At 59.7% G+C, this 15,403-nt stretch carries 17 protein-coding genes; 7 read left to right on the top strand and 10 right to left on the bottom strand.

Features of this window, described 5'->3' with window-relative positions:
• Positions 1-5: 5 nt before the first annotated feature.
• Entirely contained in the window at positions 6-683 is a 678-nt protein-coding gene (locus EDC28_RS05365) for a response regulator (RefSeq protein ID WP_050657511.1), read from the bottom strand.
• A gap of 132 nt (positions 684-815) precedes the next feature.
• Between EDC28_RS05365 and EDC28_RS05360 the strand changes: the two genes are divergently transcribed.
• Positions 816-1,511 (top strand): alpha/beta fold hydrolase, encoded by a 696-nt coding sequence (locus EDC28_RS05360; RefSeq protein ID WP_123420907.1) that lies wholly within the window; start codon positions 816-818, stop codon positions 1,509-1,511.
• Here EDC28_RS05360 and EDC28_RS05355 read toward each other — a convergent pair.
• Positions 1,502-2,701, bottom strand: coding sequence for a cytochrome-c peroxidase (locus tag EDC28_RS05355; RefSeq protein WP_123420906.1), 1,200 nt, complete (start codon positions 2,699-2,701; stop codon positions 1,502-1,504). The genes EDC28_RS05360 and EDC28_RS05355 overlap by 10 nt on opposite strands.
• 137 nt (positions 2,702-2,838) lie before the next feature.
• On the opposite strand from EDC28_RS05355, the gene acpA reads away from it, so the two are divergent.
• A complete protein-coding gene (acpA, locus tag EDC28_RS05350; RefSeq protein WP_083445715.1) occupies positions 2,839-4,389 on the top strand; it encodes an acid phosphatase in 1,551 nt (516 codons plus the stop codon).
• A 35-nt stretch (positions 4,390-4,424) separates the two neighbouring features.
• Here acpA and hisIE read toward each other — a convergent pair whose 3' ends face one another.
• From hisIE to hisG, 8 genes are read right to left on the bottom strand one after another with little or no spacing between them, the layout of a single operon-like run.
• Positions 4,425-5,036 (bottom strand): bifunctional phosphoribosyl-AMP cyclohydrolase/phosphoribosyl-ATP diphosphatase HisIE, encoded by a 612-nt coding sequence (hisIE, locus tag EDC28_RS05345; RefSeq protein ID WP_123420905.1) that lies wholly within the window; start codon positions 5,034-5,036, stop codon positions 4,425-4,427.
• Positions 5,033-5,800, bottom strand: coding sequence for an imidazole glycerol phosphate synthase subunit HisF (gene hisF / locus EDC28_RS05340; RefSeq protein WP_123420904.1), 768 nt, complete (start codon positions 5,798-5,800; stop codon positions 5,033-5,035). The genes hisIE and hisF overlap by 4 nt, the downstream gene beginning before the upstream one ends.
• Positions 5,782-6,516: a 1-(5-phosphoribosyl)-5-[(5-phosphoribosylamino)methylideneamino]imidazole-4-carboxamide isomerase gene (locus tag EDC28_RS05335; protein WP_123420903.1), complete on the bottom strand. Its 735-nt coding sequence runs from the start codon at positions 6,514-6,516 to the stop codon at positions 5,782-5,784. Before EDC28_RS05335 ends, hisF begins: the two co-directional genes overlap by 19 nt.
• The gene (gene hisH, locus EDC28_RS05330) at positions 6,510-7,097 is read right to left on the bottom strand and encodes an imidazole glycerol phosphate synthase subunit HisH (protein WP_123420902.1); all 588 of its coding nucleotides are present in this window, start codon (positions 7,095-7,097) and stop codon (positions 6,510-6,512) included. Before hisH ends, EDC28_RS05335 begins: the two co-directional genes overlap by 7 nt.
• Positions 7,094-8,161, bottom strand: a complete 1,068-nt coding sequence (gene hisB / locus EDC28_RS05325) for a bifunctional histidinol-phosphatase/imidazoleglycerol-phosphate dehydratase HisB (protein WP_123420901.1) — start codon at positions 8,159-8,161, stop codon at positions 7,094-7,096. The genes hisH and hisB overlap by 4 nt, the downstream gene beginning before the upstream one ends.
• Positions 8,154-9,143 (bottom strand): histidinol-phosphate transaminase, encoded by a 990-nt coding sequence (gene hisC / locus EDC28_RS05320; RefSeq protein WP_123420900.1) that lies wholly within the window; start codon positions 9,141-9,143, stop codon positions 8,154-8,156. The genes hisB and hisC overlap by 8 nt, the downstream gene beginning before the upstream one ends.
• A complete protein-coding gene (hisD, locus tag EDC28_RS05315) occupies positions 9,140-10,402 on the bottom strand; it encodes a histidinol dehydrogenase (RefSeq protein ID WP_123420899.1) in 1,263 nt (420 codons plus the stop codon). Before hisD ends, hisC begins: the two co-directional genes overlap by 4 nt.
• 3 nt (positions 10,403-10,405) lie before the next feature.
• A complete protein-coding gene (gene hisG, locus EDC28_RS05310; RefSeq protein ID WP_123420898.1) occupies positions 10,406-11,317 on the bottom strand; it encodes an ATP phosphoribosyltransferase in 912 nt (303 codons plus the stop codon).
• Positions 11,318-11,610: 293 nt separating this feature from the next.
• On the opposite strand from hisG, the gene EDC28_RS05305 reads away from it, so the two are divergent.
• The 5 genes from EDC28_RS05305 to EDC28_RS05285 are packed head-to-tail and all read left to right on the top strand — an operon-like array spanning position 11,611 to position 15,401.
• The gene (locus tag EDC28_RS05305) at positions 11,611-11,895 is read left to right on the top strand and encodes a hypothetical protein (protein WP_050657523.1); all 285 of its coding nucleotides are present in this window, start codon (positions 11,611-11,613) and stop codon (positions 11,893-11,895) included.
• A gap of 47 nt (positions 11,896-11,942) precedes the next feature.
• Entirely contained in the window at positions 11,943-13,844 is a 1,902-nt protein-coding gene (locus EDC28_RS05300; RefSeq protein WP_050657524.1) for a DNA repair helicase YoaA, read from the top strand.
• Complete coding sequence (gene tsaB, locus EDC28_RS05295) at positions 13,841-14,515, top strand: tRNA (adenosine(37)-N6)-threonylcarbamoyltransferase complex dimerization subunit type 1 TsaB (protein ID WP_123420897.1); 675 nt, start codon at positions 13,841-13,843, stop codon at positions 14,513-14,515. The genes EDC28_RS05300 and tsaB overlap by 4 nt, the downstream gene beginning before the upstream one ends.
• Positions 14,516-14,523: 8 nt before the next feature.
• Positions 14,524-14,793, top strand: coding sequence for a hypothetical protein (locus tag EDC28_RS20435; RefSeq protein WP_050657526.1), 270 nt, complete (start codon positions 14,524-14,526; stop codon positions 14,791-14,793).
• Positions 14,790-15,401, top strand: coding sequence for a M50 family metallopeptidase (locus EDC28_RS05285; protein ID WP_170164034.1), 612 nt, complete (start codon positions 14,790-14,792; stop codon positions 15,399-15,401). The genes EDC28_RS20435 and EDC28_RS05285 overlap by 4 nt, the downstream gene beginning before the upstream one ends.
• Positions 15,402-15,403: the final 2 nt, after the last annotated feature.

The raw sequence follows: 15,403 nt of genomic DNA, 5'->3' as shown, positions 1-15,403 counted from the left end.
CGTTTTTACTGGCAGGGGAGGCGGAACATATAGCCCTGGCCACGAATGGTTTCGATGGGCGAGAGAGCGTTGTCCGGGTCCAGCTTCTTACGCAGCCGACCAATCAGCACTTCTACCACGTTGGAGTCGCGCTCGATGTGGTCGTCATAAAGCTGCTCAACCAGGCGCTGCTTGCTCACTACTTCCTGGTGATGGCGCATCAAAAATTCCAGTAGCTTGTACTCATAAGCGGTCAGGGTCAGCGGCTCTTCGGCACGGAACGCCTGCTTTTTGGCGAGATCCAGCTTGAAGGGCTCGGCTTCGATGGTGGGGCTGGCAAAGCCGGCGGCGCGCCGGGACAGCGCCTGCAGGCGGGCAATCAGCTCTTCCATCTGGAAGGGTTTGACCAGGTAGTCGTCGGCGCCGGCATCCAGGCCTTCCACTTTGTCCTGCCAGTTGCCACGGGCGGTCAGGATGATAATGGGGAAGGTTTTGCCTTCTTCACGGAAGGTGCGAATAAGGGTAATGCCGTCCATGCCGGGCAGGCCCAGGTCGATAATGGCCACATCCAGTTCGTATTCTTCGGCAAAAAAACGGGCTTCTTCACCATTGGGGGCGGCGTGTACGCCAAAACCGCGCTCAGACAACTGCACCTTCAGGTGGTGGCGCAGCAGGTTATCATCCTCAACAACCAAAACTTTCATGGGTATCTCTCCCTCATGTAGTGTTGGAAACAGGTTAGATACGAAGCTGAACGAACACAATCGAGAAACCTGAACGAAGACAGCCGGCATTCAGCTTGGCTGCCTAGTGGGTTACGAGACAAGGAGTAGATAATGGGCCGAATTTACCTGCACAGCTCCATGAGCGACTCACGGCAGTGGCGAGCTTTACATAATGATTTTGATGGGGTTTTGCATGATTTCTACGGCTATGGCGAGGCCCCGCCCGCACCGCCGGGGCCTTTTTCCTTCGCGGTGGAAGCGGCGCGGATCCCCCTGAATACGGCGATGACCCTGATTGGTCATTCTTATGGTGCTGCCGCATCTTTACATTTAGCTTCGTTGCATTCGCAACAAGCAAGGCTGCTTTGTCTCTATGAGCCGGTAGCTTTTTGGTTGCTACCGGAAGAGAGCACGGAGCGCCAGGAGGCCGAGACCCTGGCCCGGCGCATGGCCGGTGTTGACGCCGCCACCGCCGCCCGCACCTTCGTCAATTACTGGAGCGGGGAGGGCGCCTTTGAATCCCTGCCGGCCCGCAGCCAGCAAAAACTGGCCAGCCAGGCGCCCAAGGTCATGAAAGACTTTGAGGCGCTGATCGGCGAGCAGTCGGACCCTTCTAACATCACGGCGCCAATGCTGCTGATGGTGGGCAAACACAGCCCGGCGTCGAGCCGCGCCGTAGCCTTTGAGCTGGCCCGGCGCCTGCCGCAGGCGGAATTGGTGGAAGTGGATGCCGGGCACATGGGCCCGATCCAGGCGCCAGACAAGGTATTGCCGGTAATGGCTGATTTTTTAAGACGTTACGGCTGATAGCCGTCGGTCAGGGTGCCAAGGAAGGCCTCGATGTCCTGAATGTCCTGCTCGGTAAGGGCCGGTTGGTCGCCGGGTTTGCCGCCAAAGGGCGGGTCCATGTTGATGTTGCCCCAGTACTTTTTCGGTAGGTCGTTGAATTTTTGCACGTGGCCGCCTGGCCCTTTGGGGTACCAGCGGCCCGGGTTGGTGTCGCGGGTGGCGTAGAATTCGATGGCGTCGTGCAGGGTGGTTATCACCCCGTTATGGAAAAAGTGTTTGCGTAGCGCCACGTTACGAAGACTCGGAGTCCTGAACAGGCCGCAGTACTGGGGCTTGTCGGCCAAATCCTGGCGGTAGGGGCCGCAAAGGCCCATGTCATAAAAGGCCGGGTTTTGGTTTTCGCTAATGGCGTTATTGCGGGGCAGGCCCAGGGCAATCATGCCGTAGTCGCTGAATTTTGGCGGCGAGCCGGAGGCGTCGCGGCTGGAGAAATGGCAGCTGGCGCAGTTGCCTTTGTCGGGGGCATTAAAGAGGGCAAAGCCGCGTTTTTCCTCGGCGCTGAACTGGGCTTTGCCGGCTTCTACGGCGTCAAACTTACTGCTGTAGGGGTAGAACAGCGGGCTGTGCAGGTAGGCGGCCAGGCTGTCGGTGGCGCGGCGCACGATATCTTCATCGTTGGCCAGCCGGGCCGGTTCAAACAGCGCCTTAAAGGTTGGCCAGTAGGGAGCGGCCTTGATGGCGGCGGCCAGGCTTTGATTGTTGCCGGCGGCCATTTCGTTGTCGGCAAAGAGCGGGATCAATACCTGATCTTTGGCGCGGTCAACCCGGCCATCCCAAGTGAGGCCGCCGGTGGCACCGTTATCAATGCTGTCGTTGCCGTCGTTTTCAAAAAAATGTTCGGTAAAGGCGGGGATATTCTGGGTGTAGCCAAGGCTGGGTACGGCGCGGTTGCCAAGGCGCTGCAAGGTGGCGCCGCCCGGCATCAGGGCGACAGGGGAGCTAAACGCCAGGGCCGGTTGATGGCAGCTACTGCAACTGATGGCCTTGGAGCCCGAGAGGCTGGGGTCAAAAAACAGCTTTTCTCCCAGAGCCTGCATGGCCAGCACTTGGGCCTTGCGCTCGGCAATGGCCTGGCGCTGCAATGCTTGTAAACTGGGCTCGGCCACTGCCGCGGTACAGACCAAAACCAGTAACCATCCCCAGCGCATTCATCATACCTCTTTCACATCCGGCGGTTATTCTTGCAGTTTGTCGTATTACATCAACCCTAAGACGCCGCAGCAGGCGACCGCTTCGTCGGTTTTGCGGCACAATAGCACTTTGTGCGTTCAACAGGATGACAGTAATGAAGCCCCTGATGTTTGGTCTGGTGGCCGGTGCCCTGGCGCTGGCAGGCTGTGGCAGCCCCGAGAAAAAACAGGAAGTAACGGCCGCCGATATGGCCAAGATTGATAACGTGGTGGTTATTTTCGGCGAAAACCGCAGTTTTGATAACCTCTATGGCCTTTTCCCTGGTGCCAACGGCATTGCCAATGCCTTGAAACAGGAAGGCTATAAACAGCTAGACCGCACCGGCAAAAGGCCGCTGACCTTCCTGCCTCCGGCTTGGGGCGGCCTGACCGGCCCCGGCGTGACCCCGGTTATTACCGAAGAAATGACCGAACGCCTGCCTAACGTGCCTTTTCAGATCAACGACAAAGGCGGCTTTGACCTGGGCGTGAACGTGCGTACCCGCGACTTGGTACACCGCTTCTATCAAAACCAGATGCAAATCGACCACGGCCGTAATGACAAATTCGTGGCCTACTCCGACGCTGGCGCCCTGGTGATGGGCTATTACGACGGCTCGCAACTGCCGCTGTGGCAAATCGCCAAAGACTACACCCTGGCCGATAACTTCTTTATGGGCGGTTTTGGTGGTTCCTTCTTTAACCACATTCGCCTGATCTGTGCCTGCTCGCCTTATTATCCCAACGCCAACCACAGCCCGGCCAAGGATAAAATTGCGGTGGTGGAAGACGACGGCGTTACCCTGAAAATTGCCGCCAACAGCCCAGAGAGCGCCATGCAGGGCCCGCCAAAGTTCGTAAACGACGGCGCCCTGACCCCGGATTACTTCGCGGTGAACACCATGCAGCCGGCTTACCAGCCAAGTGGCGTGGCCCCGGCCGCCGGTGGCGACCCGCGCTTTGCTGACCCAAGCGATCCCCACACCCTGCCGCCGCAGACCCAAAAGCACATCGGTGACATGCTCGATAGCAAGCAGGTGAGCTGGGCCTGGTATTCCGGCGCCTGGGACAAAGCCAGCACCGACCGCGATGCCATCTACCACTTCCCCGAGCCTAACTTCCAGGCTCACCACCAGCCCTTCAACTACTTCAAAGACTTGGCGCCCGGCACCGAAGCGCGTAAGGAACACCTCAAAGACGAGAAGGACTTCCTGGCCGCCATCAAGGCCGGCAAGTTGCCAGCGGTGAGTTTTTATAAGCCCCAGGGCAACCTTAACCAGCATTCCGGCTACGCCAACGTGGAAGACGGTGACCGCCATATCGCCGACATCATCCACCAGTTGCAGCAAAGCCCGCAGTGGAAGCACATGCTGGTAGTGGTCACCTACGACGAAAACGGCGGTTATTGGGACCACGTCTCGCCGCCCAAGGGCGACCGCTGGGGCCCGGGTAGCCGTATTCCGGCCATTATCGTTTCGCCTTACGCCAAGCGCGGTTTCGTTGACCACCAGTTCTACGACACCACTTCTATCCTGCGCTTTATCACCAAACGCTGGGATCTGCCGGTGCTGGAAGGGCTGATGGTGCGCGACCAGGCCTTGAAGGCCAACAATTCGCCGGCCCTGGGGGATTTGACTAACGCCCTGGATTTTTCCAAGGCGCAATAAGCCAATAAAAAACCCCGCCTCGGCGGGGTTTTTTGTCAGTGCCGGCTTTGTAGCACCGCTATCACCTCTTTAAGGCCAAGGCCCCGCACTCGTAAGGTGAGCAGCAGGTGGTACAGCAGATCGGCGCTTTCGTTTAACAGCGCCTCGTCGCTCTCCGCTACCGCGGCCAGGGCCACTTCCACCCCTTCTTCACCCACCTTCTGGGCCACCTTGTTGATGCCCCTGGCCGCCAGGTTGGCGGTGTAGGAGGACTCAGGCGCGTCTTTAAGGCGCTGGCCCTGAATGGCTTCCAGCTCTGCCAAAAAGGCGAGGTCGGGTTTGGCGCCGCCAAAGCAGCTGTCGGTGCCCAAGTGGCAAGTGGGGCCGACCGGCTGGGCCAGCACCAGGATGCTGTCGTTGTCGCAATCGGTATGGACTGAGGCCACCTTCAGCACATTGCCTGAGCTTTCGCCTTTGACCCAAAGCCGGTCCTTGGAGCGGCTGTAAAAGGTCACCAGGCCCCCTTCCAGGGTTTGCTTGAGGGCCGCGAGGTTCATATAGCCCTGCATGCGAATTTGCCCGGTGGCCACATCCTGCACCAGTGCCGGCAACAGGCCATCGCCTTTGGCAAAATCGAGCTCAACAGCGTTATCCAAGGTCACTTTCACGGTCTTACCTCCTGGCCCTCGGCAATCAGCCAGGCTTTCAAATCGGGAATGGCAATGATGCCCTTGTGGAACACCGAAGCGGCCAGGGCCCCGTCGGCACCGGCTTCGAAGGCGTCTTTAAAGTGGTGCATTTGCCCGGCGCCGCCGGAGGCAATGAGCGGCAGCCGGGTGGCGGCGCGCACCGCGGCCAGTTGCTTAAGGTCGTAGCCTTTACGCATACCGTCTTGGTTCATCATGTTCAGCACAATTTCGCCGGCGCCGCGCTCTTCTACTTCCCGCACCCAGTCGAGGGTAGCGCGGCCTGAGGTACGGGCCTTGTCTTCGCGGCCGGTGTATTGCCACACCTGCAACTCGCCGCCCTCAGTCACATAAGAGTCGATACCCACCACCACGCACTGACGGCCAAATTCTTTGCTGAGCTGGTTGATAAAATCGGGGTTTTCAAGAGCCGGGCTATTGACCGAAATCTTATCGGCGCCAAAGGCCAGCAGGGTACGGGCATCTTCAACACTGCGAATACCGCCGGCCACACAAAAGGGAATATCCAGCACCTCGGCCACCGCCGACACCCAGGATTTGTCTACCACTCTGCTATCAGAGCTGGCGGTAATGTCGTAGAACACCAGTTCGTCGGCGCCGGTGTCGCTGTAGCGCTGGGCCAGTTCGACGATGTTGCCCACCACTTCGTGGTTTTTAAATTGCACGCCTTTCACGACCACGCCATCGCGCACGTCAAGGCAGGGGATTATGCGTTTTGCCAGCATGCGCTTGCCTCCTCCAGGGTGAATTTACCGTCTAAAAGGCTCTTGCCGAGGATAACTCCTTGCACGCCGGCGGCTTTAAGCTTGGGCAGCTCATCAAGGCTGGCCACCCCGCCGGAGGCTTGCAGGGCAATGCCCGGATAGCGGCGGGTGATGTCGCCGTACAGCTCAGCGTTGGCGCCGGTGAGGGTGCCGTCGCGGTCGATGTCGGTAATAAGAAAATGCTTGGCGCCGTTGTCCATGAAATAGGCCAAGAGGCTGTCGAGGTTTTGCGTCGCCTTTTCCAGCCAGCCGTGGCTGGCGGGGAACCAGTCGCTGCCGTCAAAGCGCACATCAAGGGCCAGCACCAGTTTTTCAGGGCCTAGGGCATCAAGCCAACCGGCCACTAGGCTTGGGTTTTTGATGGCAAGGCTGCCCACCACCACCCGGCTGGCGCCAAGGGCGAGAAGCTGCTGTACGTCTTCAAAACAGCGCACCCCGCCGCCCACTTGCAGCGGCAAGGGGGACTTTCGAATTACATCGCGCAAAGCGCTCCACTGGCGCTCGGCGGCGTCGCGGGCGCCGGATAAATCCACCAGGTGGAAATACTGGGCGCCGGCCTTGGCGTAGGCGGCAAAGCGCTCGGCCGGATCGGCCCCATAGCGGGTTACCTGGCCGTAATCGCCCTTAAAGAGGCGCACCACCTGGCCGTCGAGAATATCCAGGGCCGGGATCAGCATGGCTCTTTCTCCAAAAAGTTTTTCAGCATCAGGGCGCCGCTCTTGCCGGAACGCTCCGGGTGAAACTGGGCGCCGATAACGTTGTTCTGGGCGATGACCGCCGAGAAGAGCTCGCCGTGCTGGCTTTGGGCCAGGGTAAAGGGCCCCACCGGGGCGATGAAGCTGTGCACGAAGTAGAACCAGTGGTTCTGGTCGATGCCGTCAAAGATGGGGTTGGGTTTGATGTCGGTAAGCTGGTTCCAGCCCATGTGTGGCAGACGCGGGGCGTTAAGTTCCCGCACTTCGGTATCAATGAGCCCCAGGCATGGCACGTCGGACTCGCTGCTATAGCGGGTGAGAAGCTGCATACCCAGGCAAATGCCCATCACCGGCTGGGTGAGCTCTTGCAAGGTGGCGGTTAAATCTCGCGCTTCGATGTTATTCATGGCGGCGCCGGCGGTGCCGACCCCCGGCAAAAATACCCGGCGGGCACTTTTGATGGTGGCCAAGTCTTTGGTAACCACCGGCTCTTTGCCCAGGCGTTTGACGGCGTTAAACAAGGAGCGCAGGTTGGCGCATCCGGTATCGAGAATAACGATCACAAGGCCCCCTTGGAGCTGGGTAGCTCGCTGCCGGCGGTTTTGCTAACGGCCTGGCGCAGCGCCCGGGCAAAGGCTTTAAAGAGCCCTTCCACCTGGTGGTGGGCGTTACCTTCGGTTGAGCTCAGGTGCAGGGTGATGCCGGCGGCGTCACTCAAGCTTCTGAAAAAGTGCGGCACCATCTCGGTGGCCAACTCGCCCACCTGGTCGCGGCTAAAGTCCACATCCACCTTGCAATAAGGGCGGCCGGAAAGGTCCAGCACCGCTTCGCAGCGGCATTCGTCCATGGGCAGCACAAAGCCGTAGCGGCCGATGCCTTGCTTGTTGCCAAGGGCCTTTTTCAGCGCTTCGCCAAGGGCCAGAGCGCAGTCTTCGATGCTGTGGTGATCGTCGATGTGCAAATCACCCTCGCAGTTAAGGGCCAGGGTAAAGCCGCCGTGCACGGCGATTTGCTCGAGCATGTGGTCAAAAAAGCCGATGCCGGTGTGGATGTTGGCCTTGGGGCCACCGTCGAGATCCACTTCCACCTTGATATTGGTTTCGCGGGTGGTGCGGGTTACTTGCGCCTGGCGCGGCTGCTCGGTCAGTGCTTTGACGATTTGCGCCCAGCCGAGGGTCTTGGGGTTGTACTGGAAGGCTTTGACCCCCATGGCTTCGGCCAGGGTGACATCAGTGGCGCGGTCGCCGATGACGGCGCTTTTGGTAAAGTCGACCCGGCCTTCGGTGAGGTAATGGCGCACCAGGCCCAGCTTGGGTTTGCGGCAGCCGCAGTTGTCGGCATCAAAGTGCGGGCAAATCAGCACTTCGCTGAATTTTACCCCTTGGCTTTCGAGAATTTGCATCATCAGGTCGTGAGGGCCCTGAAAAGTCTCGCTGGGGTAACTGCTGGTGCCGAGGCCATCTTGGTTGGAGACCATCACCAGCTCAAAACCGGCGCTTTGCAGTTTGAGGAGCGCGGGAATGACGCCGGGCTCGAAGGCCAGTTTTTCAAAGCTATCGATTTGAAAGTCTTCGGGCTCGGTGATGATGGTGCCGTCGCGGTCGATAAAAAGAATGGGCTTAGCCATGGATGGCCTCCTGTACCTTGGCCATTTCTTGTGTGGAACCGATGGAGATGCGGGTTTTACCGCTTAGCCGCCGGGCTAAAACGCCACCGGCCAGCAGCTTGTCAAAAAGCGCCTCGTCGTCCACCAGAATAAAGTTGGCCGACGACGGAATGACGCGATAGCCCTTGGCCTCAAGGTTGTTTACCAAGGTGGCGCGCAGGGCGTTGACTTCCCGCACCCTGTCGCGCATCAGGCCAAGGCCTTCTTCGGTCATGGCCTGGCGGGCGATGGCCGCCACCGGCGTGGGGATGGGGTAGGGGGCCAGCACTTTGGCCAAGAGGCTAATGACCTCTTCATTGGCCAGCACCATACCTAAGCGCAAGCCGGCCATGCCAAAGGCCTTGGAGAAGGTGCGCAGCACCACCAGGTTGGGGTAGTCGTTGATCCAGTTGGCAACGCTCTGCGCCTCGGCAAATTCGATGTAGGCCTCGTCCACCACCACCAGGGCGCTGCCGGCAGCCCGTTCAAGCAGCGCTTTGAGGTCATCTGGCGCCATCATCTCGCCGGTGGGGTTGTTGGGCCGGCACACAAATACCAGCTTGGCGTCGCTCAAATCCGCTTCTTGCAACGACACCGTGGTTTTTACCGCCACTGCGCAGGTTTCGGCGGTGATGGCGTACATGCCGTAAGTGGGAGGCTGGATGAGGATGGCGTCGAGCTCCGGCTCACAAAAGGTGCGAATAAGCACTTCGATGCCTTCGTCGGCGCCGCGGGTAGCCAGCAGTTGGCTGGGGTTCAAGCCGCAATAACGGGCGTAATCGGCCACCAATTCGGTGGGCTGGGCGCCGGGGTAGCGGTTGATGGCGCCGTCAAAGGCGGCATTAACCAGGCCACCGGCCTCGTTGGCGTTAACAAACACCTGGGCTTGGCCACCGATGCGGCGGGCCGACTGATAGGGCACCAGCTCGCGGATATTGGGGCGGGCTAAATCAAAAACGCTCATGCCTTGTTCTCCAGGCGGACTGTGACCGCCAGTCTGTGGGCATCCAGACCCTCGGCGTCGGCCAGGGCAATCAAAGTGGGGGCCAGGGTTTCCAGGCCAGCTTTACTGAGGGTCTGCACCGTGTAGCGGCGCATAAAGTCCAACAGGCCCAAGCTTGAATAACTTTTGGCCAGGCCATAAGTGGGCAGCACGTGGTTGGTGCCGGAGGCGTAATCGCCGGCAGACTCGGGGCTGTAGGCGCCGACAAAAATAGAACCGGCGTTTTTCAGCCTTCCCAGCAGCTGCTGGGCGTTGTCGAGCTGCAAAATCAAGTGCTCGGGGGCGTAGCTGTTGGATATTGCTACCAGCTCGGCCTCGGTTTTCACCACCAGGGTGCGGCTATTATCCAGGGCTTTGAGGGTAATGGCCTGGCGCGACAGCGTGGCGGTGAGTTCGGCCAGTGCTTTATTTACCGCCTCGGCCAGGGCTTGGCTGGTGGTCACTAGCACCACTTGCGAGTCCGGGCCATGCTCGGCCTGGCTCAACAAGTCGGCCGCTACAAAGCGGGGGTTAGCATTGGCGTCGGCCAGCACCATCACCTCGGAGGGGCCTGCGGGCATGTCGATGGCGATACCGTCCAGGGCCACCTGGCGCTTTGCTTCGGTGACATAGGCATTGCCGGGGCCGAAGATTTTCACCACCGGTTTGTCACCATAGGCCATGGCGGCAATGGCCTGGGCGCCGCCCAGGGCCAGCACCTGGGGAATGCCAGCCAGGGCGGCGGCGGCCAGAATCACATCCGGCACCGGGCCGGGAGTGGCGAGGATGATCTCCTCAACCCCGGCGATACGGGCCGGTATGGCCTGCATTAATACAGAAGAGGGCAGCGGCGCCGAGCCGCCGGGTACATAGATGCCGATGCGCTCCAAAGCCTGCCAGCGCTGCTCGCAAAGAATGCCGGGCTGGGTTTCCACGGTAATGGCCTGAGGGCGCTGGGCCTCGTGAAAACGGCTGATGTTGGCCACCGCTTGTTCCATGGCAACGCGAAGCTCGGGCTTGATGCTGGCCAGTGCATCCTTGGTGGCTACCCAACGCGAGCCGTCGTAGTTATCCAGGGTGCTGGCGTAGCGGCTAAGGGCTGCATCGCCCTCTGCGCGCACCGCCGCCAGGATATCGCTGACGATACCGCGAATGGCGGCGCTGTCTTTTTGGGCCGGGCGGGTCAACAGGTTTTGCTGCTCTTTGGCGCCAAGGGCGGCCCAATCGATGATGGTGAGCATGGCTTACTCCAACATTTTCTCAATGGGCAGCACCAGGATGCTGGAGGCGCCCAGGGCCTTGAGGGCTTCCATGGTTTCCCAGAACAGGGTTTCGCTGGCCACCGCGTGCAGCGCCACTTTTACCTCTTCACCCTCTTGGCCTGCGAGGGGCAAGATGGTGGGGTTTTCGGCGCCGGGTAGCAATTTGACGATTTCGCCGAGCTTGTTTTTGGGGGCGTGCAGCATGATGTACTTGCTTTCGCGGGCGCTCAGCACCCCTTGCAGGCGGGTCATCAGGGTGTCGATAAGCTGCTGCTTGGCCGGCTCAAAGGCCTGCTCGCGGGCGATCAAGGTGGCCTGGGAGCGGTAGATGACTTCCACTTCCTTAAGACCGTTGGCCTCCAAGGTGGCACCGGTGGATACCAGATCGCAGATGGCGTCAGCCAGGCCGGCGCGGGGGGCCACTTCCACCGAGCCGTTCAGTTGGCAGTTTTTAAAACTGGTGCCTTTGGCGGCGAGATAACGGCCCAACAGGCGCGGGTAGGAGGTGGCGATAATTTTGCCGTCAAGGGCCTCGGCGCTGGCAAATTCCTCGTCCTCCGGGATGGCCAGAGACAAACGGCATTTGCCAAAACCCAGGGCCTTGAGCTCGCGGTAACGGGCTGGCATGGCGTCGGCCTGGCGCTCCAGCTCCACTTCTTCCAGTACGTTTTGGCCGACGATGCCCAGGTCGATAATGCCGTCCATCACTAGGGCCGGGATGTCGTCGTCACGGACCCGCAGGATGTCGATGGGCAGGTTCTCGGCGTGGGCGATAAGGCGGTTATCGCGCATCACGAATTTAACGCCCAGTTGGGACAGCAGCTTTTCGCTGTCGCGGCTCAAGCGCCCGGATTTTTGGATGGCGATGCGTAAGCGTGTTTTGTCGGTGGTCATGATGTTGGTCCTAAGTAAGTAAAAACCCCGGCTAGGTGTCCTGCCGGGGTTTTTGTCTGGTACTTATGACCTTTGACATCCGCCGGAAGGACCATAGCCTTCCAGTCGAATATCCTCCTGAAGGCTACTCGGTGGCGTGATGATGATGGTGCACGTTGTTCAGGAGGAAAGTGTTCATGTGCGTAAATATGCGCTCGAAAAGTCAGTGCATTCACCATACCCGACCCGCCAATGGATTGACAACCCCTAAAGACCATGAAATTTTGGTCGATAAATAAGCAGAGGTGATAACGATGATCAGTCTTGACCCGTTTTTGCCCTTTCTGCCCAAGCCGAACCCGGAGCCCACGCAACCGGAGCGCAAGGTTCAGGAGGTGCAAAAGACGCAACCTACCAGTAAAACCGAAGCGCATCCCGATGCCGTTGCCGAGACTGAAGACCGGCAGAACAAGCGCCGTGAGCAACAGGACCGGCGCCGCCGTAAGCGCAAAGGGCAGACCATGCATTATTACGATCGCCGCGGCATTGACTTAGAAGACGAAGACAACAGCGCCCCGGATGTCGATCTTTTTGCCTGAAGGGCGCCGTGTTAAGCTCCCCAGCTCGATTAGCTGGCCGTGCCCCGATGACTCTCGACGAACTTTTCTCCCCCCAAGGCCCCCTGGCCAAGGCTATTGACGGCTTCAAGCCCCGCGCGCCGCAGTTGGATATGGCGCACCTTGTAGAAGAAGCCATCGATAACCGCAGCACCGTGGTGGTGGAAGCCGGCACCGGCACCGGCAAGACCTTTGCCTATCTGGTGCCCGCCTTAAAGGCCGGCAAGAAAATCGTTATCTCAACCGGTACCAAGGCCCTGCAAGAGCAGCTGTTTTTAAAAGACTTGCCCCGCATTCGCGACGCCCTAGGCACGGCGCCCGCGCTGTCGCTGCTAAAAGGCCGCGCCAACTACCTGTGCCTGGCGAGGCTCAAGGCCCGGGAAGCCGACACCAACCTCTTGGATCCGGCGCTACTGGCCGAATTTACCCAGGTTACCCGCTGGGCGCCGCGCACCGAAAGCGGCGATATTGCCGAGCTGCCGCTGCCAGAAGACGCCGGGGTCTTTCCTCATGTCACCTCCACGGCGGAGAACTGCCTGGGCCGTGATTGCCCACATTTTGAAGACTGTTATCTGGTCAAGGCCCGCAAAAAGGCCATGGATGCCGACCTGGTGGTGATTAACCACCACCTCTTTTTTGCCGACATGGCCATTCGCGACACCGGTTTTGGCGAGCTTATTCCCAAGGCCGATGCGGTGATCTTTGACGAGGCCCATCAGCTACCAGACATCGCCTGCCAGTATTTCGGCGAGTCGGTTTCTACCCGGCAGATCCAGGATCTGTGTAAAGACGTGGAAGTGTGCGTGCGCACCGAGCTTAAAGATCAGCGCCAACTGGCCCTGGCCGCCGAGCGCCTGGCCACCACCACCATGGACATGCGCCTGGGCCTGGGAGACGAGCCGCAAAAAGGCAACCTGCGGCAAATCGAAAAAGGCCTGCAACCGGTGCTGGCCAAGGTAAACAGCGATCTCGATTTTGTGGTGGAAGTGCTGAAAAGCAACCTGGGCCGCAGCGAAAGCGCCGACAACCTCTACGAGCGGCTGGCGGTGATTAAAAATCGCCTGGCCCGGGTGCTGGACACCGGCAAGCTCGGTTTCAGCTATTGGTTTGAAACCACCCGCCGCCATCTGTCGCTGAACCTGACCCCCTTGTCGGTGGCGGACAAGTTCGCCGCCTTGGTGGACGACCACCCCTCGGCCTGGATTTTTACCTCAGCCACCTTGGCGGTGGACGACGCCTTTGGCCACTTCAGTAGCCTGCTTGGCCTTAAACCCAGTAAAACCCTTATTCTCGACAGCCCCTTTGACTACCCCAAGCAAGGCTTATGGGTGGTGCCAAGGGATATGCCCGAGCCCAATATGCAGCGCTCGGCCGAGCAGCTGTTGGCGCCCTTGCTGCCGCTTATTCAAAAGGTTGGTGGCCGCACCTTTGTGCTCTTTACCTCCCATCGCATGCTGGGCCAGGCCGCCCGCTGGCTGGAAGACAAACTGGATTTTCCGCTCTTTGTGCAGGGCACCGCGCCCAAGCGCACCTTGCTGGAGCAGTTTGTCGAGGCCGGTAACGGCGTGTTGCTGGGCACCGGCAGCTTTTGGGAAGGGGTGGACGTGCGGGGCGAGGCGCTGTCCTGTGTTATTATCGACAAACTGCCCTTCGGCCATCCGGATGACCCTTTGCTGCAAGCCCGCAGCGAAGATTGCCGCCTCAAAGGCGAAGACCCTTTTGCCACCCTGCAATTGCCTCAGGCCGTTATTGCCTTAAAGCAGGGGGCAGGGCGCCTTATCCGCGACTCTGACGACCGAGGGGTGCTGGTAATTTGCGATAACCGCCTGGTAAACCGGCCTTATGGCCAGACCTTTGTCAAAAGTCTGCCGCCATTCAAGCGCACCCGGGATCTGAACCAGGCCTTGGCGTTTTTCTCGGAGACACAATGACCGTATTGCTTGCCCTGGATACGGCAACCGAAGCCTGCAGCGCCGCGCTGCTAAAAGGCGATGAGGTGCTGGGCCGTTTTGAAGTCTGCCCACAGCAGCATACCCAAAAGATTTTGCCGATGATTGATAGCCTGCTGGCGCAAGCCGGCATTGGCCTAAAAGACGTCGACGCCCTAGTGGTGGGCCGTGGCCCCGGCAGCTTTACCGGGGTGCGCATTGGTATTGGCATAGTGCAGGGGCTGGCGTTTTCGGCCGGCAAGCCGGTGGTGACCGTCTCCAACCTGGCGGCCATGGCCCAGCAGGCGCTTATGCAGACCGGCCAGCAAAAGGTGCTGGCCGCCATCGATGCCCGCATGGGCGAAGTGTATGTGGGGGCTTTCGAGGCCAAAGACGGCCTGATGCAACTGGTGGGCGAAGAAGCGGTGCTGGCGCCCCAAGAGGTAACCAGCCCCTGGCCGGCGCTGGCGGTCGGCACCGGCTTTGGTGCCTACCCGGAGCTGGTTGCCAGCTTAGGGCTTGATGCGAGCGACATCACACTTCCCGATGCCCGCTTTATGCTGCCTCTGGCACAGGCCGCCTATAATGAGGGTCGCTACGCCGATGCACTCAATGTTGAGCCCGTGTATCTTCGTGATAAAGTAACCTGGAAGAAACTGCCCGGTCGGGAATAGAGCCTTAAATGCGCATTCAATCCAACCCCTATCAGCCCAGTACGCAGCCACCGGTCTCGGTACCGGCGGCCACGCCGTCGTCGCCTGGCGCGGCTACGGCCAGTACTGATCTGGTGCGCTACAGCGCCAAAGGGGTGGCGGCGGCGCAGGATTATCAGGTCCAATACGACCAACCTTCCAGCCGCAACCGTAAGGCGGTGGCTGAATACCAATCCCTCGACCGCCAAGCCCGCAAGGAAGAAGCGTCTTCCCTGCTAGGGGTGGATCTCTACGTTTGAAGCGCCTGCTACTGGCCTTGCTGGCAGCAGTTCTGCTGCAATTTATACCCATCCTCAATCTGCCGTTTCTCTGGTTTACCGCCTTTTTTCACGAACTTGGCCATGCCCTGGTGACGCTTGCCACCGGCGGCAGCGTCAGGCAATTGGTGCTGGCCGCCAATGGCGCCGGCCACACCTTAAGCGGCGGCGGCTGGCCGGTGCTTATTGGTTTAAGTGGCTACCCGGCGGCAAGCCTTGCCGGGGTGCTGCTGTGGCAAGGGGCGACGGTAGGGCAGGCCTGGCGCTGGCTTAGCCCATTGTTGCTAGTTACGATACTGAGCGTTTTGGTTTTCTGGGTCAGGGACCTACTGAGCGGTTTTTTGCTGGCGGCTTTTGTTGCCGGTTTTGCTAGCCTGTGGCGCCTGGGCGCCAAAGGGCGCTGGGTGTGGGCGTTGCTGGCCGCTACCTTGCTGGTTAATGCCTTGTTATCCCCTTTACAACTACTCTTGGGCACAGGTGGTGACGGGCACCTTCTCTACCAATTAACGGCAATACCTGCCACTATCTTCGTGATTTTTTGGGTTTTCATCGGTCTATCTACTGTAGTGTGGGTAGTAACTAGGAGGTAAAC

The organism is Gallaecimonas pentaromativorans (genome assembly GCF_003751625.1).
In the GTDB taxonomy this organism is placed as follows: Bacteria; Pseudomonadota; Gammaproteobacteria; order Enterobacterales; family Gallaecimonadaceae; genus Gallaecimonas; species Gallaecimonas pentaromativorans.
Note: the sequence above shows the minus strand (reverse complement) of the source record. Positions and strands in the feature narration are given on the sequence as shown.